This window comes from Streptomyces sp. NPDC005878 (genome assembly GCF_040629815.1).
In the GTDB taxonomy this organism is placed as follows: domain Bacteria; phylum Actinomycetota; class Actinomycetes; order Streptomycetales; family Streptomycetaceae; genus Streptomyces.
Map to the genome: position 1 here is coordinate 185,541 of NZ_JBEXWK010000005.1, position 24,135 is coordinate 209,675.

Genomic DNA, 24,135 nt, shown 5'->3' on the forward strand with positions numbered 1-24,135 from the left:
CCCTCCCGGTCACTGCTCCCCGGCCTTGTCGTACGTCAACTGCTCGCCGGTGTCGTCGTTCTCGCGGCGCAGCCGGCCGTCCGCGAGAAGCGTGACGGTGGTGGCGGCGCCCGGGGAGCAGGACGTGGTCGGGCCGGACTCGACGGTCGACGGGCCGAGCTTGAGCGGGCCGTCGGGGCCGGTGGGCGCGGCGGCGAGCTTGGCGCGGAAGACGCAGTGGTAGGTGCCGCCGGAGTCCAGCGGGCCGTCGGCGGTGAGCGTGAGCACCGTGTCGCCGACCTTGCCGGGCTCGATGACCAGGCGGCGGGTGCTGTGCCCGGAGCCGCTGTCGATGGACCCGGCCCAGCTCCCGAGGTACTGCCGCGGGATGTCCCCGGCCGGGCTCTCGCCGGGGGTCGGGCTCGGGCTCGTGCCGCTCGTGCCGCTGGTGGCCGGGCCCGGGGTCGGCTCGCCGGACGAGGGGGCGGGCGAGGCCGAGGAGCCCCCCGCCCGCTTCGGCTTCCCGCTGTCGCCGTTCATGTACGCGTACACGGAGCCGCCCGCGCCGACCGCCACGACCAGCGCCACGACCACGAGCGCGACCGTCGACCTGGTGCTGCGGCGCGGCTCCTCCTCGGGGGGCGGGGGCGGGCCGTAGCCGTAGGGGGGAGCCGGATGGGGATGGCCGTAGCCGTGGGGAGGCTGCGGGGAGGTCAGATACGGGTTGGGGTGCGGGGTCGAGTTCGGGGCCGGGTGCGGGTGGGGGTACTGGGGCTGGGGCGGGTGGCCGTGGCCGCTGCCGTTGGCCCAGGCCGGGGGAAAGAGGGGTGGCGGGGTGCCCGTGCCGTTGGGGGAGATCACCGTCGGGGTGGGGGCCGGGGGCGGGGGGCCCGGGGGGAGTGCGGGCATCGGGGGCAGGGCGGGGGACGGGGGCAGGGCGGGGGTCGGTGCCGTGCCGCCCTCCGGGTTCTCCACGTCCAGCAACTGCACGGCGTGGCTGCCGAGTTCGGCGACCAGCGGGCCGGGGAGCCACGGGCCGGGGGAGGCGTCCTCGGGGCCCAGGCGCTCCAGGATCGCGTCGAGCGAGGGCCGTGACTCGGGGGTCTTGTGCAGGCAGTCGCGGACGAGGTCGCGCAGGGACTCCGGGACGCCGTCCAGCTCCGGGGGCTCCTGGGCGATCCGGAACATCAGCGCGTGCACACCGCTGTCGCTGCCGCCGAAGGGGAGTCTGCCGCTGGCGGCGAACGCCAGCACGGACCCCAGGCAGAAGACGTCGCAGGCCGGGGTGATCCGGTCGCCGCGCACCTGCTCGGGGGCCATGAAGCCGGGCGAACCGACCAGCGCGCCGGTACGGGTCAGGTTCTCGCCGGCCGCGGTCTCCAGGGCCCGGGCTATGCCGAAGTCGATGACGCGGGGGCCGTCGATGGTGACGAGGACGTTGGAGGGCTTCAGATCGCGGTGGATCAGTCCGGCGGCGTGGATGTCCTGGAGGGCGTGGGTGAGGCCCTGGGCCAGGACGCGTACGGAACGTTCCGGCAGGGGGCCGTGGTCGCCGCCCACCACGGTGTGGAGGCTGGGGCCGGCGACGTATCCGGTGGCGACCCAGGGGACGGGGGCCTCGGTGTCGGCGTCGAGGACGGGGGCGGTCCACCGGCCGCCGACGCGCCGGGCGGCCCGCACCTCCTGCCGGAACCGGCCCCGGAACTCCTCGCGGGCGGCGAGGTCCTCGCGCACGAGCTTGACGGCGACGGTGCGGCCGCGGTCGGAACGGGCGAGATAGACCTGTCCCATGCCGCCCGCCCCGAGCCGCGCGAGCAGCCGGTACGCCCCGATCCGCTGCGGATCCCCGTCCTGAAGCCTCTCCATGGCGCCCGCCGCCCCCCTCGCTCGAACGAGCTCAACGGCCTGAGGATAGTGGGAGGGGAAGGGGGGTGCCCCTGACCGCCCCAATTTGGCCCGGCCCCGTCCCCCTCCCGCAGGGTGTGGCGTGCCGTGAAGCCTGTCTTTGTCTGCGGGTCGTGGAGGCTTGCTCGCGCAGTTCCCCGCGCCCCTGGGGGGGGCGGGCGTGGCCGGGGCATGTGTGGCTCGGCCCTTCAGGGGCGCGGGGAACTGCGCGGCCAGTCCACCACCGGCCGGCGGGTGACCGTGAAGCCTGGTTTTCGTCTGCGGGTCGAGCAGACCGGGACGGGCCGCAGGTGGCCGGGGAACCCGTCTCCCGGGACGACCGCCCCGCGAGGGGCGACACCCTGCCGACCCGCGCCCCCCACGGCAGACAACCTGGCCATCCCCACCCCCACCCCCCACTCCTTACCCTGGCCCCATGACCCCTCATGTCGACCCCGACCCCCGGACCGGCGCGGCCGTGAAGGCCGCCGACCGTGCGCACGTGTTCCACTCCTGGTCCGCCCAGGGCCTGATCGACCCGCTCGCCGTCGCCGGCGCGGAGGGGTCGTATTTCTGGGACTACGACGGCAACCGCTACCTCGACTTCACCAGCGGCCTCGTCTTCACCAACATCGGCTACCAGCACCCGAAGGTCGTCGCCGCGATCCAGGAGCAGGCGGGCAAGCTGGCCACCTTCGCGCCCGCCTTCGCCGTGGAGGCCCGCTCCGAGGCCGCGCGGCTCATCGCCGAGCGCACCCCCGGCGATCTCGACAAGATCTTCTTCACCAACGGCGGCGCCGAGGCCGTGGAGAACGCCATCCGGCTGGCGAGGCTGCACACCGGGCGCCACAAGGTGCTGAGCGCGTACCGCTCGTACCACGGCGCCACCGCCCAGGCCATCAACCTCACCGGCGACCCCCGCCGCTGGGCCTCGGACACCGGCTCCGCGGGCGTTGTCCGCTTCTGGGCCCCGTTCCTCTACCGCTCCCCCTTCTACGCCACCACCGAGGCCGAGGAGTGCGCCCGCGCCCTCACCCACCTGGAAGACACCATCGCCTTCGAGGGCCCGGCCGGTATCGCCGCGATCATCCTGGAGACGGTCCCCGGCACCGCCGGCATCATGACCCCGCCCCCGGGCTACCTCGCGGGCGTCCGCGAGATCTGCGACCGGTACGGGATCGTCCTCGTCCTGGACGAGGTCATGTCCGGGTTCGGCCGCACCGGATCGTGGTTCGCCGCGGACCTGTACGGCGTCACCCCGGACCTGATGACCTTCGCCAAGGGCGTGAACTCCGGGTACGTCCCCCTCGGCGGCGTCGCCATCTCCGCCGAGATCGCCGCCACCTTCGACAAGCGGCCCTTCCCCGGCGGCCTCACCTACTCCGGGCACCCGCTGGCCTGCGCCGCCGCCGTCGCCACCATCAACGTGATGGAGGACGAGGGCATCGTCGCCCACGCCGCCCACATCGGCGCGACCGTCCTGGAGCCGGGTCTGCGCGAGCTCGCCGCCCGCCACCCGGCCGTCGGCGAGGTGCGCGGCACCGGCGTCTTCTGGGCGCTCGAACTGGTGCGGAACCGGGAGACCCGCGAGCCGCTCGTCCCGTACAACGCCTCCGGCGCCGACGCCGCCCCCATGACCGCCTTCGGCGCGGCCTGCAAGAAGAACGGCCTCTGGCCCTTCATCAACATGAACCGCACCCATGTCGTCCCGCCCTGCAACATCACCGAGGCGGAGGCGAAGGAGGGCCTGGCGGTCCTGGACGAGGCGCTGTCCGTGGCGGACGAGTACACGGTCTGATCCCTCCCGGGCCGCGCCCCGGACCCCTTTGCGTCCTTCGTCCGCCGGCCGGTGGGACCCGTGCGGCAGGCCCCCACCGGCCCGCGGGCGAAGACGCGGCCCACCCCGCCGCGCCGCCCGCGCGGGGCCCCCTGGCCTATCGTGTGCGGAACACCGACGAGGGGAGGGGCGCCCGTGCCCGCGAGTGGAGGCGTGACCCGCAGTACGCTGCGGCAGCAGATCGCCGACGCGCTGCGTGACGAGATACTGGCCGGGCGGCTCCAGCCCGGCGAGGAGTTCACCGTCAAGCAGATCGCCGAGCAGTACGGGGTCAGCGCCACCCCCGTGCGCGAGGCGCTCGTCGACCTCACCGCGCAGGGGCTGCTCGACTCCGACCAGCACCGCGGCTTCCGCGTCCACGAGTTCTCCGTCGACGACTACCGGGGCATGGTCGAGGCCCGGACCGTCGTGGTGAACGGCGTCTTCAAGAAGATCACGGAGCTGGGCGCCGGGCACGGCCCCGCCCTCGTCTCCGTACGGCGCCGCGCCGAGGAGTGCGCCCGCGCCGCCCGCAGCGGGGACCTGAACATCCTCATCGGATACGACCTGCGGTTCTGGCGCGAGCTCGGCGCCCTCGCCGGGAACCCCTACATCTCGGACTTCCTGCACCGGCTGCGGATGCAGTGCTGGGTCTTCGCCGTGCCGTACCTGCGGGGCCGCTCCGACCTGTGCGACTGGCTGTGGAACGGCCACGGCGACCTGGTCGACGCGGTGGTCGAGGGCGACGGCGACGCCGCGTACGCCGTGATCAGCGCGTACAACGACCACTCGCTGACCTGGGCGGAGCGGCTGAAGAAGTGATCGACGGCGGCCTGCTCGACCTGTCGGTCGTCGTCCCCGCGTACAACGAGGAACGGCGCCTGGGTCCCACCCTGGACGCGATCCGGGACCACCTCCACGACGCCCCGCTCTCCTGGGAGCTGATCGTCGTCGACGACGGGTCCCAGGACGGCACGGCGGACGTCGCCCGGGACGCGGCCGGCGCCGACCGGCGCATCCGTCTCGTCGCCGCCGACCGCAACCACGGCAAGGGCCACGCCCTGCGCCTCGGCGTCGCCGCCTCCCGGGGCGCCCGGGTGCTGGTCACCGACGCCGACCTGGCCACCCCCGTCGCCGAGCTCGACCGGCTCACCAAGGAGCTCGACGGCGCCGAGGCCGCCGCCGCGATCGGCTCCCGCGCTCACCCCGAGGCCGATATAGCCGTCCACCAGAGCCGGGTCCGCGAGTGGCTGGGGCGGATGGGCAACCGGCTGATACGCGCCGTCGCGGTCCCCGGCATCCACGACACCCAGTGCGGCTTCAAGCTCTTCGACGGCGACAAGGCGCGCGCGGCCTTCGCGGACGCCCGCCTCGACGGCTGGGGCATCGACGTGGAGATACTCCAGTACTTCCGCCGCCGCGGCTGGGCCGTGGCCGAGGTCCCGGTCCGCTGGTCCCACCAGGAGGGCTCCAAGGTCGGCCCCGCCGACTACGGCCGGGTGCTCCTCGAACTCGTCCGCCTCAAGGCGCGCTCCGCCAGCCGTACGAGCCTCGCCCTGGCCGGTCTCTTCCTGCTCGCCTCGGTCCTGCTCTACAAGAACCTGTGGGCCGATCCCGGCCACGGCTACCTCGCCGACTCCGGGCAGGACCAGAACCAGTGGGAGTGGTTCTTCTCGGTCACCGCCGACAACGTCCGGCATCTGCGCGACCCGCTCTTCACCACCCTCCAGGGCTATCCGGACGGGGTGAACCTCATGGGCAACACGCCCATGCTGGGCCTGTCCGTACCGCTCGCGCCGGTGACGCTGACGCTCGGCCCGACCGTCACCTGGGCGCTCGTCCTCACCCTGGGCCTGAGCGCCACGGCGTACGCCTGGTACCGGCTGTTCGCGCGGTGGGTGACCGGCAGCCCGTGGGCCGCGGGGCTCGGCGGGGCGCTCGCCGCCTTCGCGCCGCCGATGGTCTCGCACGCCAACGCGCACCCGAACTTCTGCGTCCTGTTCATGATCCCGGTGATCCTCGACCGCGCCCTGCGGCTGTGCGCACCGGCCGCGGACGTGCGCCGCGACGGTGTGCTGCTCGGGCTCTTCGGCGCGTACCAGATCTTCCTCGGCGAGGAGGTGCTGCTGCTCGCCGCGCTCGGCACGCTGCTCTTCGCGCTGTCGTACGCCCTGGCCCGCCGCGAGGTGATCCGGCAGGCCGGACCCACGCTCGCCAGGGGCCTGGGGGTGGCCGCCCTGGTCTGTCTGCCGCTGGTCGCCTACCCGCTGACCCGGCAGTTCTTCGGCGAGCAGAGCTACCACTCGGTGCTGCACGGCGACGCGGCGGGCAACAGCCCGCTGTCGTTCCTGAAGTTCTCCGGCCGGGCGCTGCTCGGCGACGAGGCGACGGCGGACGGGCTGGCGCTCAACCGGACCGAGCAGAACGCCTTCTACGGCTGGCCGCTGATCGTCCTGGCCCTGGCGATCACGGTACGGCTGTGGCGGCACGCGCTGGTGAAGGCGCTCGCGTTCACGGCGGCCGCCGCCGCGCTGCTCTCACTCGGCCGGCGGATCCGGATCCCGTACACGGACGTGGTGCTGCCGGGTCCCTGGCGCGCCCTCGCCCACCGGCCGCTCTTCGAGTCGGTCATCGAGGGCCGGGTCGCCATGGTCTGCGCCCCGGCGCTCGGCGCGCTGGTCGCCCTCGCGGTGGGACGCCTGACGACGGCGGCCCGGGTGCGGCGGGCGGCCGGCCTCGCGGTGGTCGCGGCCGCGCTGCTGCCGATCGTCCCCACCCCCTTCCCGGTGACCGGGCGGACGCCGGTGCCGGCGTTCTTCGCCGACGGGCTGTGGCGGGCGTATGTGAAGCCCGGTGAGTCCGTGGTGACCGTGCCGCTGCCGGACCCGGCCGCCGCCGACGCCCTGCACTGGCAGGTCCGCGCGGACCTCGGCTTCCCACTGCCCGGCGGCTACTTCAACGGCCCCTGGGGCCCGGACCGCATCGGCATCTACGGCGCCTCCCCGCGCTGGACCTCCAACCTGCTGCGCGACGTGCGCTACGGCGCCGCGATCCCGCACATCGACGAGGGCTGGCGCGCCCAGGCGCGGGCGGACCTGGCGTACTGGAAGGCCGGGCTCGTCGTCCTGCCGCCGCAGGACAACGAGGAGGCGCTGTACACGACGGTGACGCGGCTGCTCGGCAGGGAGGGCCGCCGGGTGGACGGGGTATGGATCTGGGACGTGGGCCGCTGAGGGCCGACGGCGAGGGGGAGACGTCCATGGGTCTTCCGGGACGTGTGGGACGCCTGAGCCGGCGGTCCGGCGGCGCGTTGACGCGTGCTCGGCACGGGAGTTGACGGGCGAGCTTCGCGGAGCGTGCTCGGCGGACTACGCTGTCCCGACCATCGCGACCTCGTAAGGAGCCCCGTGGCCTGTGACTTGTGGCTGGTCCCCCTCGTCGACGTGCTGTGCCACAGCCCCGACAACCCGTTCGCCGAGGAGATCGCCTCGTACGACAAGGCACTCGGTGAGGCAGGGCTGCCGCCCGTGCCCGTCTTCGCGTACATGCCCGGCCTCTCGGGCGATGTCGCCCCGGTCGCGGGCTTCGACTACGACGCGCTGCACTTCCTGCGCCGCGCCTACCTCCTCCAGCTCTGCCGGCTCGCGGTGACCCCGGTGGACGAGCTCGGCGGCGACTACGAACAGCTCCTGGAGATGTTCGAGACCACGGCCCAGCAGTCCCATCTGGTCTGGCACTACGACCACGCGGGCGCGTACGTGCCGGTGGACTTCCACACCCCGCTCGCCAACGAGGAGCTGCTGGCCGGCGGCGGCCCGCTGGGCTCGACGCACGGGCTGCTGCGGGAGCTGGAGTTCGTGGCCCCGGCGATCGGCATAGACCCGGTGAACCCGCCGATGGCCCCGGCCCCGCCGGACCGCCCGACCTCGCTGGAGGAACCGGCCGGCCCGATCCCGTACGACGAGAGCCCCTTCGCCCGGGAGCGGCACGTGTGGCTGGGGCTGCACGCGGCGGCGACGCGGTCGCTGGCACAGGGATCCATGATCATCTTCAGTTAGGCCCCGACCGGCGGGGGGATGTCGCCGGGGCACCACCCGCCCCACCCCCGGCCGTAAACTCCGCGCCATCCGGCGGGAGTAGGACCGGGTCCATGGCAGAAACGACGAGCGCCGCGAGCGCCGCCCCGGCCCGCTTCTCCGACGTCAAGGGGTGGTTCTGGCCCGCCGACCAACTGCTCTTCGACTGGTTCCTGGCGCGCCAGGAACGCCAGGGGTTCCGGGGTGACCTGCTGGAACTCGGCGCGTACCTGGGCAAGAGCGCGATCTTCCTCGGGTCGTACCTGCGGGCGGGCGAGACGTTCACGGTCTGCGACCTGTTCGACTCGCCCGCGCCGGACGACCCCAACAGCGAGGAGATGGACCGCTCGTACGCGACCCTGACGCGGCGGGCCTTCGAGGCGAACTACCTCTCCTTCCACGACGAGCTGCCGGTGGTGGTCCAGGCCCCCACCTCGGTGATCACCTCACGGGTGCGTCCCGGCAGCTGCCGCTTCGTCCACGTGGACGCCTCGCACCTGTACGAGCACGTGTACGGGGACATCGAGGCGGCGCGGGAGCTGATCGCGCCGGACGGGATCGTGGCGTTCGACGACTTCCGGGCGGAGCACTGCCCCGGGGTGGCGGCGGCGGTGTGGGGCGCGGTGGCGACGCACGGGCTGCGGCCGGTCTGCATCACGGGCACGAAGTTCTACGGCACGTGGTCGGATCCGGGGCCGGTGCGCTCCGAGCTCCTGGCGTGGCTGGGGGCGCGGGCCGATCTGTGGCACGGGGTGGAGGAGGTGGCGGGGGCGCCGCTGATCCGGATCGACGGGAAGAGGGCGGTGGCGCCTGGGGCGCCGCGCTCCCGCCACGAGGGGGTGGCGTCCCCGGGCGGCGCCGCCACGCCTCCGGCGCCCCCGGAGCCGCGGCCCCCGCTGGCGCGACGCCTGGCGAGAACGCTCCTGCCGCGCCGCTGAGGCGGTACCCCCACCCCGCCCCTTCCCGAAAGTCCTCGGGCGGGCGGCCTGAGTTCCGGCCCGCGGACCGTGGTGGGCCGAGCGCGCAGTTCCCCGCGCCCCTGGGCACTGAGGGGCGCGGGGAACTGCGCGAGCAGCCCCCACTCACCCGCAGACGGAGCAGCGGCCGCCTACCGGGGCGACTCCGGGGGCCGTTGGCGTGGCATGTTCGGGCGGGTGCCCGGAGGGAGGGGGAAGCGGCCGGGGCCGGGTGCCGCGTCCGGGCGGGGGGACGAGGACGCCAGGGACTGCATCACCAACGGCGCCGGCCCGGACCGGAACTCCACCATCCAGTCCGCCGTCTCCGACCGCACCAACTCCGTCACGTCCTCGGAGAACCGCCGCAGCACCGACAGACACCGCTCCGCCGCCTCCCCGGCCGTCCCCTCCGTGGGCCCCAGCACCTCCCGTACGCTCTCCGATGCCCAGTCGAACTGGAGCCCCTGCAACCGCCGCTGCACCGCCTGCGCCGTCGCCACGTCCCGCATCCACCCGGACGTCAGCCCGAAGTAGCGGTCGCAGGCCAGGCACGCCGCGCCGAGCAGGAGGAAGACGTAGCCCCAGCCGGAGGCGCCCGACAGCGCCCCCGTCACGTCGAGCAGCGGCAGCGTCGCCCCGGCGATCGCGCCCCCGGCCGTGCCCACCCGCAGCGCCCGCGCCCCGCGCCGCTTCCACAGCCGGTCCGCCAGGTACCACTCGGCCGTGCGCAGCGCCCCCGCCTCGACCCACCGGTACAGCTCGTCCAGCCGTTCCGCGGGCTCGCCCCAGTCGCCGAGCGGGAACGGGCGTCCGGTCAGGTCGCGCTCGTCCCGGGGCGGTCCCGGGGGCCCCTCGGGCTGCATCTCCGGCTGGCTCACCCGGCGCTCCCTCCGCGGTGCGAATCGACATCCCACGTCATCCATCACCGCAGACGGACGGCGACAGTGACGGTGACGTAACGTACAGTCACGTACAGTTACGTCTTTTCGGCCTCCCTCGAGACGTGACGGCCCTTCCTACCGCCGAATGGTGGGGGCCAGAGCCGATATCCCGGGATTTCACCCCGTAAGTGGGCCTTGATCAGGTCGGAGAACCTCCGTGGAGTCACTCGAAAGAGTCGCGGAGCAGGGCGCGGGGAGACCACGTAGGCTCGGAGTGCCGGATCCTTCCGGCACGGAACAGACAGCAGCAGCGAACAGCAGCAGTCAGCAGTAGTCGACGTGAAGACGGAGTGCACCGTGATCCCTGGTGGTGGCCAGCCCAACATGCAGCAGCTGCTCCAGCAGGCGCAGCAGATGCAGCAGGACCTCGCCCGCGCGCAGGAGGAGCTCGCCGCGACCGAGGTCGACGGCCAGGCCGGCGGCGGTCTGGTGAAGGCGACCGTGACCGGCTCCGGCGAGCTGCGCGGCCTCGTCATCGACCCGAAGGCGGTCGATCCGCAGGACACCGAGGGCCTCGCGGACCTGATCGTCGCGGCCGTCCGCGCGGCCAACGAGAACGCCCAGCAGCTCCAGCAGCAGAAGCTTGGCCCGCTGGCGCAGGGCCTCGGCGGCATGCCGGGCCTGCCCTTCTGAGACGGGCGCGCCCGCGGGCGCGCCGCGCGGCCGGTACCGCCCATGTGAACAGTGGTGAACAACGCGGGTCCGCCCTTCTGCGGCGCCCGCCCACCAACTACCGTAAGCACCCGGAAGACCCACGAGAGGCAGTCCGTTGTACGAAGGCGTGGTCCAGGACCTCATCGACGAGTTGGGCAGGCTGCCCGGCGTCGGTCCCAAGAGCGCGCAGCGGATCGCCTTCCACATCCTCCAGGCCGAGCCCACCGACGTGCGCCGCCTCGCGCACGCCCTGCTCGAAGTGAAGGACAAGGTCCGGTTCTGCGAGGTGTGCGGAAACGTGGCGCAGCAGGAGCGGTGCAATATCTGCCGTGACGCCCGCCGCGACCTGGCCGTCATCTGTGTGGTGGAGGAGCCGAAGGACGTCGTGGCGATCGAGCGGACCCGTGAGTTCCGGGGCCGCTACCACGTGCTCGGCGGCGCCATCAGCCCCATCGAGGGCGTCGGCCCGGACGATCTGCGCATCCGCGAGCTGCTCGCCCGGCTCGCCGACGGCACCGTCACCGAGCTGATCCTGGCCACCGACCCGAATCTGGAGGGCGAGGCCACGGCGACGTACCTCGCCCGCATGATCAAACCGATGGGCCTGCGGGTCACCCGGCTGGCCAGCGGACTCCCCGTCGGGGGAGACCTTGAGTACGCGGACGAGGTCACGCTCGGGCGGGCCTTTGAAGGAAGGCGACTTCTCGATGTCTGACGCAACGCTGCACGCGGTCAACCAGGATCCGGACTCCTTCGCGGTCCAGATCGCCGACCAGGTCGAGTCCTTCATCGTCGCGGTCACCGAGGTGGCCAAGGGCGACGAGCCGGACAGCGCCGTGCCGTTCCTGCTCCTGGAAGTCTCCCAGCTGCTGCTCGCCGGGGGCCGCCTCGGCGCGCACGAGGACATCGTCCCGGACGAGCGGTACGAGCCGGACCTCGGCCCCGAGCCGGACGTCGACGACCTGCGGGAGCGGTTCGCCGCCCTGCTGGAGCCGATCGACGTGTACTCGGAGGTCTTCGACCCGTACGAGCCGCGCAAGGCGCCCGTCCCCTGCCGGATCTCCGACGATCTGGCCGACGTCGTCACCGACCTGCGCCACGGCCTCGCCCACTACCGCGCGGGCCGCGTCAGCGAGGCCCTGTGGTGGTGGCAGTTCTCCTACTTCTCCAACTGGGGCTCCACCGCCTCCGCCACCCTGCGGGCCCTCCAGTCCCTGGTCGCCCATGTCCGCCTCAACCAGCCCCTGGAGGAGCTGGACGGCCTGGACACGGACGAGGACCTGTCCGAGGACTCGCTGGCCGACGAGGCGGGACGGGTGATGGCCGAGGAGATCGCGGGCCCGCTGGGTCTGCGTACGGTCAAGTAGTCCGCGTACGAGCGAGCAGGTCCGGCGTACGGTCGAGCAGGTCCGGCGTACGGTCGAGCGAGTCCGGTGTACGGCGAGCGCCCCGCGGCGCCCCGCCGCCCTGTGAGCCGTCCCACACCATGCGTACCCGCGCGGTGGAGGGGCAGGTGCGCCTCCACGAGCGGACCGGATCCGACCCCCCCTCCCGGGACTCGCCGCATCGCGAGCGGGACATCTCACGATGTGGCACCTCCCGGGCGGATCCGGCCCGCTCGTTAGACTGAGCCGACCGCAGTAATGGACTGAGCGAGGAGCGCACGTGGGCCTTGTCGTGCAGAAGTACGGAGGCTCCTCCGTTGCCGATGCCGAGGGCATCAAGCGCGTCGCCAAGCGGATCGTGGAAGCCAAGAAGAACGGCCATCAGGTCGTTGTCGTGGTTTCCGCGATGGGCGACACGACGGACGAGTTGATCGATCTCGCCGAGCAGGTATCCCCGATGCCTACCGGCCGTGAGTTCGACATGCTGCTGACCGCCGGGGAGCGGATCTCCATGGCCCTGCTGGCCATGGCGATCAAAAACCTGGGCCACAACGCCCAGTCGTTCACGGGCAGCCAGGCCGGCGTCATCACGGACTCGGTCCACAACAAGGCGCGGATCATCGACGTCACGCCGGGCCGCATCCGCACCGCCCTCGACGAGGGCAACATCGCGATCGTGGCCGGGTTCCAGGGCGTGTCCCAGGACAAGAAGGACATCACCACGCTCGGCCGCGGCGGGTCCGACACCACGGCGGTCGCCCTCGCGGCGGCGCTCGACGCCGAGGTCTGCGAGATCTACACGGACGTCGACGGTGTCTTCACCGCCGACCCGCGGGTGGTCAAGAAGGCCCGGAAGATCGACTGGATCTCCTTCGAGGACATGCTGGAGCTGGCCGCGTCCGGCTCCAAGGTGCTGCTGCACCGCTGCGTCGAGTACGCGCGCCGATACAACATCCCGATCCATGTGCGGTCGTCCTTCAGCGGACTCCAGGGCACCTGGGTCAGCAACGAACCACGTTCCCAGGCGGAGGGTCAGCAGGTGGAACACGCCATCATCTCCGGAGTCGCCCACGACGTCTCCGAGGCGAAGATCACGGTGGTCGGGGTCCCCGACAAGCCGGGCGAGGCCGCGGCCATCTTCCGGACCATCGCCAACGCCGAGATCAACATCGACATGGTCGTCCAGAACGTGTCGGCCGCCTCGACCGGGCTGACCGACATCTCGTTCACGCTCCCCAAGGCCGAGGGCCGCAAGGCCATCGACGCCCTGGAGCGGGCCAAGACGACCATCGGCTTCGAGTCGCTGCGCTACGACGACCAGATCGCCAAGATCTCGCTGGTCGGCGCCGGGATGAAGACCAACCCGGGCGTCACCGCCGGGTTCTTCGAGGCGCTCAGCGACGCCGGCGTCAACATCGAGCTCATCTCGACCTCCGAGATCCGCATCTCGGTGGTCACCCGCGCCGACGACGTCAACGAGGCCGTCCGCGCCGTGCACACCGCCTTCGGCCTCGACTCCGACTCCGACGAGGCGGTCGTCTACGGGGGCACCGGACGATGACCCGCAAGCCGGCGCTCGCGGTCGTCGGAGCGACCGGGGGCGCCGGCGCGGTGCTGCTCCGGATCCTGTCCCAGCGGGCGGACGTCTGGGGCGAGATCAGACTGGTGGCCTCGCCGCGTTCGGCGGGCCGCAAGCTCACCGTGCGCGGCGAGGAGTGCGAGGTCCTCGCGCTGGACGAGGAGGCGCTCGACGGCGTCGATGTCGCCGTCTTCCTGGTGCCCGAGCAGGTCGCCGCCCAGTGGGCGCCGGTCGCCGCGGCCAAGGGCGCCGTGGTCGTCGACACCTCGGCGGCCTTCCGGACCGACCCGGACGTGCCGCTGGTGGTGCCCGAAGTCAACCCCCATGCCGTACGGATGCGGCCGCGCGGCATCGTGGCCTCCCCGCACTGCGCCACCCTCGCGCTGATCGTGGCGGTGGGCGCGCTGCACGCCGAGTACGGCCTGAGCGGGCTCATCGTCTCCACGTACCAGGCGGTCAGCGGCGCCGGCCGGGCCGGAGTCGCGGCCCTGCGCGGACAGCTCTCCCTCGTCGCCGGTACGGAACTGGGCACCGGACCCGGTGACGTGCGCCGGGCCGTGGGCGAGGACACCGGTCCTTTCGCGGCGCCGGTGGCGCTCAACGTGGTGCCCTGGTGCGGGGACCCGGCCGAGGACGGCTGGTCCTCCGAGGAGCTGGGGCTGCGCGAGGAGACCCGCAAGGTGCTCGGTCTGCCGCGGCTCGCGGTGGCCGCGACCTGTGTCCGGGTCCCGGTGGTCACCACCCACTCCGTCTCCGTCCACGCGACCTTCGAGAACGAGGTCGAGGTGGCGCGGGCCCACGAGATCCTGGCCACCGCGCCGGGCGTGGTGCTCCTGGACGACCCGGCGGCGGGGGAGTTCCCCACACCCGCCGACGCGGTCGGCACCGATCCCGCGTGGGTGGGACGGGTCCGGCGTTCACCCGACGATCCGTACGCGCTCGATCTCTTCGTCTGCGGAGACAACCTCCGCAAGGGCATGGCTTTGAACGCCGCTCAGATCGCCGAGCTGGCGGCCGCCGACTTCCCCGGCTGAAGAGCAGGCCGGATACGGGCCGGATACCAGAGCGATTTCCCGGCGAGAAGGCCACAGACTTTGTACGATCTGTGAACGCTCTGTGAGCAAGTCGCTGGTCTGTACCACTTGAACTGCGCCGTTGCCCTGTTACACGATTCATTTCCGTGTCCCTGCAACCGGCAGCCCGGCATGGAGCGTCTATGCGGTCGCCCCTCAAGGCGCCGTAAATATCGGGGCATTGGGGAAGAGCGAGTACGCATGAGGGCATTTGTCGCACTGTCAAAAACGGTGCCGTACGCGTACAACCCTGACGGGGGGAAGCGTGTCCAACTGGCGTGGCAGAGGTTCTCGACATCACCGCGATTCCGGTGCGCGGCTCAGTGGTCCGTCCGCTCCGGCGGCCGCGGTCTTCCGGCGGCATGCCGGTGATCGCCCCCACGCCGACCGCGCGCCCCACCCGCGTCCCCGCGCAGCCGACGCCGGCGCGCGAGGGCACTGACGACGCCATGGCCGCGGGGACCACCGTCGATCACCTCACCGAGACCTACCGCGCGCACTACCGCTCCCTGCTCGGGCTCGCCGCGCTGCTGCTCGACGACACGGCCTCCTGCGAGGACGTCGTCCAGGAAGCCTTCATCCGCGTCCACTCGGCCCGCTCGCGCGTGCGCGAACCCGAGAAGACGCTCGCGTATCTGCGCCAGACCGTCGTCAACCTCTCCCGCTCCGCCCTGCGCCGCCGCATCCTCGGGCTCAAGCTGCTCTCCAAGCCGATGCCCGACATGGCGAGCGCCGAGGAGGGGGCGTACGACCAGCTGGAGCGGGACGCGCTGATCAAGGCCATGCGCGGCCTCCAGCGCCGCCAGCGCGAGGTGCTCGTGCTGCGGTACTTCGCGGACATGACCGAGTCGCAGGTCGCCGAGACGCTGGGGATATCCCTGGGCTCGGTGAAGGCGTACGGTTCGCGCGGGATCGCGGCCCTCCGGATAGCCATGGAGGCACCGGTATGAGCGCCAAGTGGAATGTGGGATTCGGGGACAGGGAGGACCGGCGGGGAGACGGCGGGAGCGGCGACCACCGCGGCCGCCGCGAGAACGACACACTTGGCGCGGGTGACGCGTTCGGCGCGGGCAGCGCGGGTGATGCGTTCGGCATGGATGGCGCGGATGGCGCGGGCGGGGTCCGAGGGGAACACGGACACCGCGAAGACCGCCACCATGCGGACCGCCACCAGGAGGACCGCCACCACGGGGAGAGCACATACGGGCCCGACCGCCCTTGGGACGACCGGACTGGAAACACCATCGTGAACGACCCCTTCCCACCTGGCCCCACCCCCGACGAGGACGCGCTGCGCCGGCTGCTGCGGGGCGCGGTGGACGGCCTGGAGCCGTCCGACGGGGCCCTGGACCATCTGCGCCGGGCCGTCCCCGCCCGCCAGGCCCGCAAGCGGCAGGCGGTGGTCGGCGCGGTCGCCGCGGCCCTGCTCATCGGCACGGCGATCCCCGCCTTTCTGCACGTCGCCAACACCGGCGGAACGTCCGAGGAGCGGCCCACCATCGCCGGGCACGGCCAGCAGACCCAGGGCGGCACCGGGGCCGCGCCGGGTGTGGAGGACGGGGGGCGAAGGGCCGGCCGGCCCTCCGGCCGCAGCACCCCCGCCCCCACGCCGAGCGGCACCGTGAAGTCCCAGGAGCCCGGCAGGACCTCCGCCGGCGGCACGGTGGGGGGCCCGAGCGCACCCGTCGGCGGGCCCGTGCAGACCGAGTCGCCGGCCTGCGACGCCACCGAACTCGGAGTGAAGTCCGCGCGCATCAGCAAGCCCGACGCCGACGGGAAGGTCTACGGCACGTTCCGCGTCGCCAACGTCTCCCAGAAGCTCTGCCAGGTCAGCGGGGCCGGCAAGGTCGACTTCCAGGCCCTCGGCGCGGCCGACGCCTCCCGGATCACCGTCGTCGACCACGCCACCGGCGACCCGGCGGCCGGACTGCCCGACCCCTCGCTGGAAGCCACCGGCCTGGTGCTCAAGCCGACGGCCGCGTACGAGATCAAGTTCGCCTGGGTGCCGTCCGAGACGTGTCCCAAGCCGCAGCCCTCGCCCGACCCCTCGCCCTCGACGGTCAGCGGCGGGGGCGGCGGGGCGACCACCGGCACCGGCACCGTGACGGCGACGACCGGCACCCAGCCCCAACTGGCCGCCGTCGACCCGGCGGCTCCGGCCACCCCGGCGGACGGCAAGGTCGCGGTGACCCACGTGGCGGAGCCCGGCGCACCGACGGCCGAGGCGACCATCCCCAACGCCTGCGCCGGAACGATCTACCGCACCGGAGTCCTGGCAGCCCCGGCCCCACCGTCCCCCTGAGGGGGATTCGGGGGCGGGGTTCATCTGCGGGCGGTGTTCTTCTGCGGCCCGGTGGTGGGTTGCTCGCGCAGTTCCCCGCGCCCCTGGTGGGCCGGTGTTCGTCCACGGCCCGGTGGTGGGTTGCGCCTGGTGGGCCGGTGTTCGTCTGCGGGCCGGTGGTGGGCTGGTCGCGCAGTTCCCCGCGCCCCTGGAAACCCGCGTTCGTCTGCGGACCGTGCCCGCTTCTCGCGCAGTTCCCCGCGCCCCTAAGGGCGCCTGTGGCCGAGCTGGGCTCTCCGGCGGAGCCCGACCCCCTAGGGGCGCGGGGAACTGCGCGAGCAACCCACCACCGACGTGCAGACACAGGCCGGACAATTGAGGGGCGCGGGGAACTGCGCGAGCAACCACCACGCACGTGCAGGCATAGGCCGGGCAAACGGGGGCGCGGGGAACTGCGCGCTCAGGCGGACGGGCTGCGGGCGGGCGGGCCCGGGCGGGCTCAGGCCGTGCCGTGGGGCTCGGGCGTCAGGCCCAGCTCCGCGTCCTCCACCGCCTCGGCCTCCCGCCGCAGCAACCGGAACCACATGAACACCACGAACCCGGCGAAGACGAACCACTCCCCGGTGTACCCGAGGTTCTGGAACGCCTTCAGATCCAGCCCGGTGTTCTGCGGCTTCACCGCCGGCACCGCCGTCATCCCCGAGTCCGCCGTCGTCAGCGTGACCCACGCGTCGTACACCTCGTACGGCACCAGGTTGACCAGCGACGCCGCGCTGATCATCCCCAGCTGGCCCCGGGGCAGTCCGCCCGAGGCGTTCACCCCGTCCGTCCCCGGCGTCTCGGACGCCTGGAGCGCCCCGGTGACGGTGACCTCGCCGGTGGGCGGGGCGGGCGCCGGGCGCCCCTCGGGGAGCCAGCCGCGCACCACGGGCAGGGCCTTGCCCGCGTCGGTACGCAGCAGGGTCAGCACATAGGACCCGTCGCGCCCGTCCACCCGCCGGTCCGGCACCAGGAACTGCTCCCCGTACCGCCCGGTCGCGTTCGCCGTGCGGCCCGAGGTCTTCTGGTCGACGGGCAGCAGCTCGCGCAGCGGCGCGGCCTTCTGCCCGGCGGGGTCGGGCCGCTTCTCGGCCGCGTTGTGCGACTGCACGCGGTCCTCGAAGCGGCCGAGCTGCCAGGACCCCATGAACACGCAGAAGGGGATGGCCAGCACGACGAAGACGTTGATCCCCCACCAGCGGGGCGTCAGCAGGAACCGGTACACACCACCACGGTACGGAATCCCCCCGGGATCCCGGGCCGCGGGGTCCCGGGCCGCGGGGTGCCCGGGGTGTGGGGGCCTGCGGCTTGGCGGGCGGGGGCGGGACGGCCCGGGCCCGGGGATGCGGGGGCCCGAGGGCCGCCCGCCCGGGGGCCCGGAGCCCGGGGGTCCGGGATGCCGGCGTGCCAGGCCCCGGTGCCCGGGGTCGGTCAGGTCTCCAGGTGCCTCCCCGCGAAGTCCAGTTCCAGCCGCACCTGTTTGATCCGCTCCTCCACGACCAGCGAGCCGTGCCCCGCGTCGTACCGGTACACCTCGTGCACCGCGCCGCGCGAGGCCAGGCGGTCCACGTAGTTCTCGACCTGGCGGATCGGGCAGCGCGGGTCGTTGACGCCCGCCGAGATGTAGACGGGCGCCTTCACCATGTCCACATACGTCAGCGGCGACGACGCCTCGAAGCGCTCCGGCACCTCTTCCGGGGTGCCGCCGAACAGCGTGCGGTCCATCGCCTTCAGCGCTTCCATCTCGTCGTGGTACGCCGTCACGTAGTCCGCCACCGGCACCACCGCGAGCCCGAGCGCCCACGCGTCCGGCTGGGTGCCGAGGCCGAGCAGGGTCAGATAGCCGCCCCAGGACGCCCCCGACAGCACCAGCCGGGACGGGTCGGCGAGCCCGGACGACACCGCCCACTCCCGGACCGCCGCCACGTCCTCCAGCTCGATGAGCCCGACCCGGTGCTTGAGCGCGTCCGTCCACTGTCTGCCGTAGCCCGTGGAGCCCCGGTAGTTGACGCGCACCACCGCGTAGCCATGGTCGATCCAGGCTGCCGGGCCCGCCGCGAACGCGTCGCTGTCGTGCCAGGTCGGGCCGCCGTGGAGTTCGAAGACCGTCGGGAACGGGCCCGCCCCGGCCGGCTTCTGCACCAGCGCGTGGATACGGCCCCCCGGGCCCTCCACCCACGCGTCCTCCACCGGCACCGAGGCCGGTGCCTTCATCCCCGGCGGGTCGAGGACGACCGCGCCCGTGGTGGAGCGCACCTCGGACGGGCGGGCCGCCGAGGACCACAAGTACTCCACGGTCCCGTCGGGCCGGGCCGTGGCGCCCGAGACGGAGCCGGCCGGGGTCTCCACCTCGATCAGCTCGGCCGCGCCCAGGTCGTACCGGAACAGCTCGCTGCGGGCCTCGAAGCTGTGGACGACGAGCAGCCCCGAGCCGTCGGGATACCACTCCGCCACCACGTCGCCGGGCAGTTCGAGCGCGAGCTCGGTCTCCTCGCCGGACGCCACGTCCCACACCATGGGCTCCCAGCGGCCCCGGCGCTGATGGGCGACGAGCAGCCGGGTGTCGCCGGGCAGCGGCGCGAAGCCCAGCACTTCGAGGCCGAGCTCCTCGGCCCCGCCCTTGGTGTCGTCGAGCTCGGCCATGGGGGAGCCGTCGAGCCGGACCACGCGCAGCGCGGAGTGCATCGCGTCGCCGTGCTCGGTGTGTTCCAGGGCGATCAGCGTCCCGTCGTGCGAGAGGTCGCCGACGCCCGCCGACTCGCGGTGCCGGTAGATCTCGGCCGGGGCGGCCCCGGGCCGGACGACGTGGACCGTGGTGCCGTCCTCGTCGGTGGAGCGGCCGACCACCGCCGTGCCGTCCCGGCCGAGCGCGAGGCCCGCCGGGTAGGACGGCTCCAGGCCGGGGACGGCGGGCTCGTCGGCGCCCCCGCCGAACGGCTGGCGCATCCACACCCCGAACTCGTCGCCGTCCGTGTCGTTGAACCACCAGATCCACTCGCCGTCCGGGGTCAGCACCCCGTCCGTCGTCCCGTTCGGCCGGTCCGTCGCCTGGCGCTGGGCGCCGCTCGCGCGGTCCCATGCGTACAGCTCGTACGTCCCCGTCGCGTTGGACACGAACAGCGAGCGGTCCGGGGCGTCCTCCGCCCAGTCGGGGAGCCCGACCCGGGGCGCCCTGAACCGCTTCTCCCACTCCGGCATCTCGTTCATGGACCCCATCATGCGCCGCCGCGCCGACAACCCGCCCCCACCGTCCGCAGCCTGTGGACAACTATGGGCGTGGACATGCCGAGCGGGCCGGGGGGCGACCAGGGGCCGGGGTCTCCGGCCGGGGGCAGGGGGTGCGAGCCGCACGGACGGGGACGGCTGCCGGGGATGGCCGGCAGGGGCGGTGGCGGGCCCTGCGGCGGCCCCGCCACCGGGGAAGGGCGCAGCCGTTCGTCCGCCGTACGCCCGTGCCTCACAACTCGTTCATTTTGGGCTCATAGCTTCGCCGCCATGAGATCCATGGGACACAAGCGCCGCAAGGCGCTGACGGTGGTGGCGCTGGCCTCCGCCGTCGCGGCGGGCAGCGCCGTCACGGCCAACTCCGCCCCGCAGCACGGCGGCCGCCCGTTCCCGGGCCACGGCCAGGAGATACACAACGTCATCTACCTCCTCGGCGACGGCATGGGCCGCACCCATGTCACCGCCGGCCGCGAGCGCTACTACGGCGCCCAGGGCAAGCTGAACATGGAGCGCCTGCCGTACACCGGCGCGGTCGCCACGTACGCCGTGGAGAAGGGCACCGACCAGCCCGCGCTCGTCACCGACTCGGCCAGCTCCGCGACCGCCTGGTCCTCCGGCGTGAAGACGTACAACGCCGCGCTGGGCGTGGACGCGTACGAGAAGCGCCGCGTGACGCTGATGGAGCAGGCCAAGAAGGCCGGCTTCGCCACGGGCAACGTCTCGACCGCCGAGGTCACCGACGCGACCCCGGGCGCCCAGTTCAGCCATGTGCTGCTGCGCGGCTGCCAGGGCCCGGTGTACTCGGACGCCGCCTGCCTGCCGAAGAACGCGGACGGCTCGTACGAGAAAGCCCCCGAGGACAAGACGCTGATCACCCCGGTCGCCGAGCAGATCGCCCGCAACGGCACGGCCGACGTCGTGTTCGGCGGCGGCCTCGCCCGCTTCGAGCCGGACGACCAGAAGGCCCTCCAGGCCCAGGGCTACCAGGTGCTCGGCAGCTTCGGCGACCCGGCCCTGCCCGCCCAGAGCGCCGCCAGCCAGAAGGTCGCCACCAAGGCCGACCTCGACGCCGTGAAGGCCAAGAGGGTCGTCGGTCTCTTCAACCGGGGCAACCTCACCGTCGAGCAGGCCAAGGCCGGTCTTCCGGCGGACGCCCCGCAGAAGCAGGAGCCGACCCTCGCCGACCTGGCGAAGAAGTCGATCGACCTGCTCGACGGGCGCTCCAAGAAGGGCTTCTTCCTCCAGATCGAGGGCGCCCAGATCGACAAGCGCTCGCACGCCAACGACGCCGCCCAGACGCTGGCCGAGGTGAAGGCGTTCGACGACGCGGTCAAGGCCGCATACGACTTCGCCCGCAAGGACGGTCACACGCTCGTCGTCGTCACCGCCGACCACGAGTGCGCGGGCTTCAACATCGTCGAGAAGGGCACCTACACCAACGCCGAGTCCGTCGCGCCCCCGGCCAACACGGACGCGGGCAACCCGGCGAACAACTCGGCGCCGTCGCGCGACAAGTCGGGTGCCAAGGACCCGGCCCGCTCGTCCGGCATCCTCAACGGCTCCGGCTCCGGTGACGCGAAGAACTTCGCCCCGGCGACCTTCCGTACCCCGGACGACCCGGCGGGCGTCAAGGACGGCAGCCCCGACGCCAGCCTGTGGCTGACCTACCTCTCCGGCAACCACACCGGCGCCGACGTGCCGATCTACGCGTACGGGCCGGGCGCCGAGAAGTTCGCGGCCAGCCAGATCAACACCGAGCTGTACGGCAAGATGTACCGCTCGCTGTTCGGCCGGGCGCCGCGCGGCTGACCCGGCAGGGCGGTCGGAGCGCACTGTTTCACGTGAAACGCCCTCCGCTGTTTCACGTGAAACATCGCCCCAACGCCCTTTCATGACCGGGCGGTTGACGACCATCGCCGCCCCTCCAGGGGCCGGGGGACCACCCTCCCCCGGCCCCGCACCGCCACTTCAGGAGTACGCAGTGAACCGCTCGATCCGTCTGGCCGCGCTCGCCCTGACCGCCCTGGCCCTCACCACGGCCTGCGGGGGCTCCGGGGACGACAGCCGCGCCGACGCCGGGCAGCGGCCCGCACAGGCCGAGCAGGCGGCGGCCCCGGCCGTCACCTTCCCCGCGCCGAGCGGGGCGCCGGCACCCGCCAAGACCCTCGCCAAGGTCCCGGCGAGAGGCGAAGTGCGGCTGGAACAGGGCCCGTTCACCGACCGCGTCCGTATCACCGGGCTCGCGCTCTCGGAGCGCGAGCCGTCCGTCACCGGCCACTTCGCCATCACGTCCGACGTGAGTGACGTGCTGGCGCTGGAGCTGCGCGCCGCGTTCTACGACGAGCGCGGCCACCTGGTCGGCACCGGCTCCTTCCAGTACGCGGAGGAGGGCGAGGCGGGCGAGGCCGCCCACGGCACCGCCGGACACGCCAAGCCCCGCGCGGAGGGCGCCGGCATCGACTTCTCCGTCGTCCCGAAGACCGCGCTGACGGGCACCCCGGCGAGCGCCGTCCTGTCCGTCCCGGTCCTGGTCAACGAGTAGGGAACCGACGCCCGTTGGAACGCCCGAGGCTGTCCGTTCACGCCAGCCGGCGGGCCAGGGCGCGTCCGGCGGCCCGGCCGGAGAAGATACAGCCGCCGAGGAACGTACCCTCCAGCGCGTTGTAGCCGTGCACCCCGCCGCCGCCGAACCCGGCGACCTCCCCGGCCGCGTACAGCCCGTCGAAGGGGGTCCCGTCCGGCCGTACGACCTGGGACTCCAGTGTCGTCTCCAGACCGCCGAGGGTCTTGCGCGTCAGTACGTGCAGCCGTACGGCGATGAGCGGCCCGTGCGCCGGGTCGAGCAGCCGGTGTGGCTTGGCCACCCGCGAGAGGCGGTCCGGCCAGTACGCCCGGGCGTTGCGCATCGACATGGCCTGGAAGTCCTTGCTGTAGGCGTTGTCGACCTCGCGGTCGCGCGCCTGGATTTCCCGGTGCACCTGGTCGAACTCGAGCTTGGGACCCGGCGAGATCGCGTTCATGCCGTCGACGAGGTCGCGCAGGGTGCGGCGGACGACGAAGTCCTCGCCGTGGTCGAGGAAGGCCTGCACGGGGCCGGGCGCGCCCTTGCGTACCCGTGACAGGGCCAGCTTCAGGTCCTTGCCGGTGATGTCGGGGTTCTGCTCCGAGCCGGAGAGCGCGAACTCCTTCTCCACGATGGAACGCGTCAGCACGAACCAGGTGTGGTCATGGCCGGTCCCGGTGATGTGCTTGAGCGTGCCGAGGGTGTCGTGACCGGGGAAGAAGGGCGCGGGCAGCCGTCGCCCGGTCGCGTCCAGCCACAGCGAGGACGGCCCGGGGAGGATGCGGATGCCGTGGCCCGGCCAGACGGGGTCCCAGTTCATCAGGCCCTCGGTGTAGTGCCACATCCGGTCGCGGTTGACGACCGAGCCGCCCGCTTCCTCGGTGATCCCCAGCATCCGCCCGTCGACGTACGCGGGCACCCCGGTCACCATCGAACGCGGCGCGGGCCCCATCCGCTCGACCGGCCAGTTCCGCCGGACCAGGTCGTGGTCGCCGCCGATGCCTCCGGAGGTGACGACGACGGCCTGCGCGCGCAGCTCGAAATCGCCTGCCGCCTCCCGTGAGGAGGCCACGCCGCGCGCCTCGGACGACGGCGCCAGGACGGTGCCGCGCACCCCGACCGCCGCCCCGCCCTCGACGACCAGTCCGTCCACGCGATGGCGGTACGCGAAGGTGACGCGGCCGCGTGCTGCGGCCTCCAGGACCGGCTCGCGGAAGACCCGGACGACCTCGGGGCCGGTCCCCCACGTCACATGGAAGCGGGGCACGGAGTTGCCGTGCCCGCCCGCCGTGCCCGCGCCGCGCTCGGCCCACCCGACGGTCGGCGTCAGACGCAGCCCGAGCCCGGACAGATAGCTCCGCTTCTCCCCGGCGGCGAAGTTGACGTACGCCTTGGCCCACTGGCGCGGCCAGTGGTCCTCGCGTTCGCGGTCGAACGCGGCCGAGCCCATCCAGTCGGCTAGGGCGAGGTCGTACGAGTCGTGGATGCCCATCCGGCGCTGCTCGGGACTGTCGACGAGGAACAGCCCGCCGAGCGACCAGAAGGCCTGGCCACCGAGGTTGGCCTCGTTCTCCTGGTCGACGACGAGCACCTTGCGGCCCGCGCGCACGAGTTCGTACGTGGCGACGAGCCCGGCGAGGCCGGCTCCCACGACGATGACATCGGCGTCGTCACTCACGGGGTC

At 73.0% G+C, this 24,135-nt stretch carries 19 protein-coding genes; 14 read left to right on the forward strand and 5 right to left on the reverse strand.

Going from position 1 to position 24,135, the window contains the following annotated elements:
* Positions 1-9: 9 nt before the first annotated feature.
* Positions 10-1,845 (reverse strand): serine/threonine-protein kinase, encoded by a 1,836-nt coding sequence (locus tag ABZ404_RS11410; protein WP_358832205.1) that lies wholly within the window; start codon positions 1,843-1,845, stop codon positions 10-12.
* Between the two features lie 454 nt (positions 1,846-2,299).
* Between ABZ404_RS11410 and ABZ404_RS11415 the strand changes: the two genes are divergently transcribed.
* The 5 genes from ABZ404_RS11415 (at position 2,300) to ABZ404_RS11435 (ending at position 8,693) form a co-directional block, all read left to right on the forward strand.
* A complete protein-coding gene (locus tag ABZ404_RS11415; RefSeq protein WP_358832204.1) occupies positions 2,300-3,661 on the forward strand; it encodes an aspartate aminotransferase family protein in 1,362 nt (453 codons plus the stop codon).
* A 174-nt stretch (positions 3,662-3,835) separates the two neighbouring features.
* Complete coding sequence (locus ABZ404_RS11420) at positions 3,836-4,501, forward strand: GntR family transcriptional regulator (protein WP_358832203.1); 666 nt, start codon at positions 3,836-3,838, stop codon at positions 4,499-4,501.
* Complete coding sequence (locus ABZ404_RS11425) at positions 4,498-6,912, forward strand: dolichyl-phosphate beta-glucosyltransferase (protein WP_358832202.1); 2,415 nt, start codon at positions 4,498-4,500, stop codon at positions 6,910-6,912. The genes ABZ404_RS11420 and ABZ404_RS11425 overlap by 4 nt, the downstream gene beginning before the upstream one ends.
* Positions 6,913-7,086: 174 nt before the next feature.
* A complete protein-coding gene (locus ABZ404_RS11430; RefSeq protein ID WP_101389000.1) occupies positions 7,087-7,737 on the forward strand; it encodes a hypothetical protein in 651 nt (216 codons plus the stop codon).
* Between the two features lie 92 nt (positions 7,738-7,829).
* Positions 7,830-8,693, forward strand: coding sequence for a class I SAM-dependent methyltransferase (locus tag ABZ404_RS11435; RefSeq protein ID WP_358990334.1), 864 nt, complete (start codon positions 7,830-7,832; stop codon positions 8,691-8,693).
* A 170-nt stretch (positions 8,694-8,863) separates the two neighbouring features.
* Here ABZ404_RS11435 and ABZ404_RS11440 read toward each other — a convergent pair whose 3' ends face one another.
* Positions 8,864-9,574 carry an SLATT domain-containing protein gene (locus ABZ404_RS11440; protein WP_358833697.1) on the reverse strand — a complete coding sequence of 237 codons (711 nt, stop codon included), beginning with the start codon at positions 9,572-9,574 and terminating at the stop codon, positions 8,864-8,866.
* A gap of 375 nt (positions 9,575-9,949) precedes the next feature.
* Between ABZ404_RS11440 and ABZ404_RS11445 the strand changes: the two genes are divergently transcribed.
* From ABZ404_RS11445 to ABZ404_RS11475, 7 genes are all read left to right on the forward strand, one after another.
* Positions 9,950-10,285 carry a YbaB/EbfC family nucleoid-associated protein gene (locus ABZ404_RS11445; protein WP_358833675.1) on the forward strand — a complete coding sequence of 112 codons (336 nt, stop codon included), beginning with the start codon at positions 9,950-9,952 and terminating at the stop codon, positions 10,283-10,285.
* 136 nt (positions 10,286-10,421) lie between these two features.
* The gene (recR, locus tag ABZ404_RS11450; RefSeq protein ID WP_358833676.1) at positions 10,422-11,021 is read left to right on the forward strand and encodes a recombination mediator RecR; all 600 of its coding nucleotides are present in this window, start codon (positions 10,422-10,424) and stop codon (positions 11,019-11,021) included.
* Positions 11,014-11,673: a DUF5063 domain-containing protein gene (locus ABZ404_RS11455; protein ID WP_358833677.1), complete on the forward strand. Its 660-nt coding sequence runs from the start codon at positions 11,014-11,016 to the stop codon at positions 11,671-11,673. Before recR ends, ABZ404_RS11455 begins: the two co-directional genes overlap by 8 nt.
* Positions 11,674-11,971: 298 nt before the next feature.
* Entirely contained in the window at positions 11,972-13,252 is a 1,281-nt protein-coding gene (locus ABZ404_RS11460) for an aspartate kinase (RefSeq protein ID WP_358833678.1), read from the forward strand.
* On the forward strand, positions 13,249-14,304 hold the full coding sequence (locus tag ABZ404_RS11465) for an aspartate-semialdehyde dehydrogenase (protein ID WP_358833679.1): 1,056 nt from the start codon (positions 13,249-13,251) through the stop codon (positions 14,302-14,304). Before ABZ404_RS11460 ends, ABZ404_RS11465 begins: the two co-directional genes overlap by 4 nt.
* Positions 14,305-14,621: 317 nt before the next feature.
* Positions 14,622-15,293: a SigE family RNA polymerase sigma factor gene (locus ABZ404_RS11470; RefSeq protein WP_358833680.1), complete on the forward strand. Its 672-nt coding sequence runs from the start codon at positions 14,622-14,624 to the stop codon at positions 15,291-15,293.
* Positions 15,294-15,589: 296 nt separating this feature from the next.
* Positions 15,590-16,645 (forward strand): hypothetical protein, encoded by a 1,056-nt coding sequence (locus tag ABZ404_RS11475; RefSeq protein ID WP_358833681.1) that lies wholly within the window; start codon positions 15,590-15,592, stop codon positions 16,643-16,645.
* A gap of 478 nt (positions 16,646-17,123) precedes the next feature.
* Here the strand turns inward: ABZ404_RS11475 and ABZ404_RS11480 are convergent, their stop codons facing one another.
* Together ABZ404_RS11480 and ABZ404_RS11485 are read right to left on the reverse strand one after the other, a co-directional pair.
* Complete coding sequence (locus tag ABZ404_RS11480) at positions 17,124-17,888, reverse strand: SURF1 family protein (protein WP_358833682.1); 765 nt, start codon at positions 17,886-17,888, stop codon at positions 17,124-17,126.
* A 206-nt stretch (positions 17,889-18,094) separates the two neighbouring features.
* Positions 18,095-19,870 carry a prolyl oligopeptidase family serine peptidase gene (locus ABZ404_RS11485; RefSeq protein WP_358833683.1) on the reverse strand — a complete coding sequence of 592 codons (1,776 nt, stop codon included), beginning with the start codon at positions 19,868-19,870 and terminating at the stop codon, positions 18,095-18,097.
* Between the two features lie 288 nt (positions 19,871-20,158).
* On the opposite strand from ABZ404_RS11485, the gene ABZ404_RS11490 reads away from it, so the two are divergent.
* Both ABZ404_RS11490 and ABZ404_RS11495 read left to right on the forward strand, forming a co-directional pair.
* Positions 20,159-21,697 carry an alkaline phosphatase gene (locus tag ABZ404_RS11490; RefSeq protein ID WP_358833684.1) on the forward strand — a complete coding sequence of 513 codons (1,539 nt, stop codon included), beginning with the start codon at positions 20,159-20,161 and terminating at the stop codon, positions 21,695-21,697.
* Positions 21,698-21,869: 172 nt separating this feature from the next.
* On the forward strand, positions 21,870-22,430 hold the full coding sequence (locus ABZ404_RS11495; RefSeq protein WP_358833685.1) for a hypothetical protein: 561 nt from the start codon (positions 21,870-21,872) through the stop codon (positions 22,428-22,430).
* Between the two features lie 37 nt (positions 22,431-22,467).
* Here ABZ404_RS11495 and ABZ404_RS11500 read toward each other — a convergent pair whose 3' ends face one another.
* Entirely contained in the window at positions 22,468-24,129 is a 1,662-nt protein-coding gene (locus ABZ404_RS11500) for an FAD-binding dehydrogenase (RefSeq protein ID WP_358833686.1), read from the reverse strand.
* Positions 24,130-24,135 lie beyond the last annotated feature (6 nt).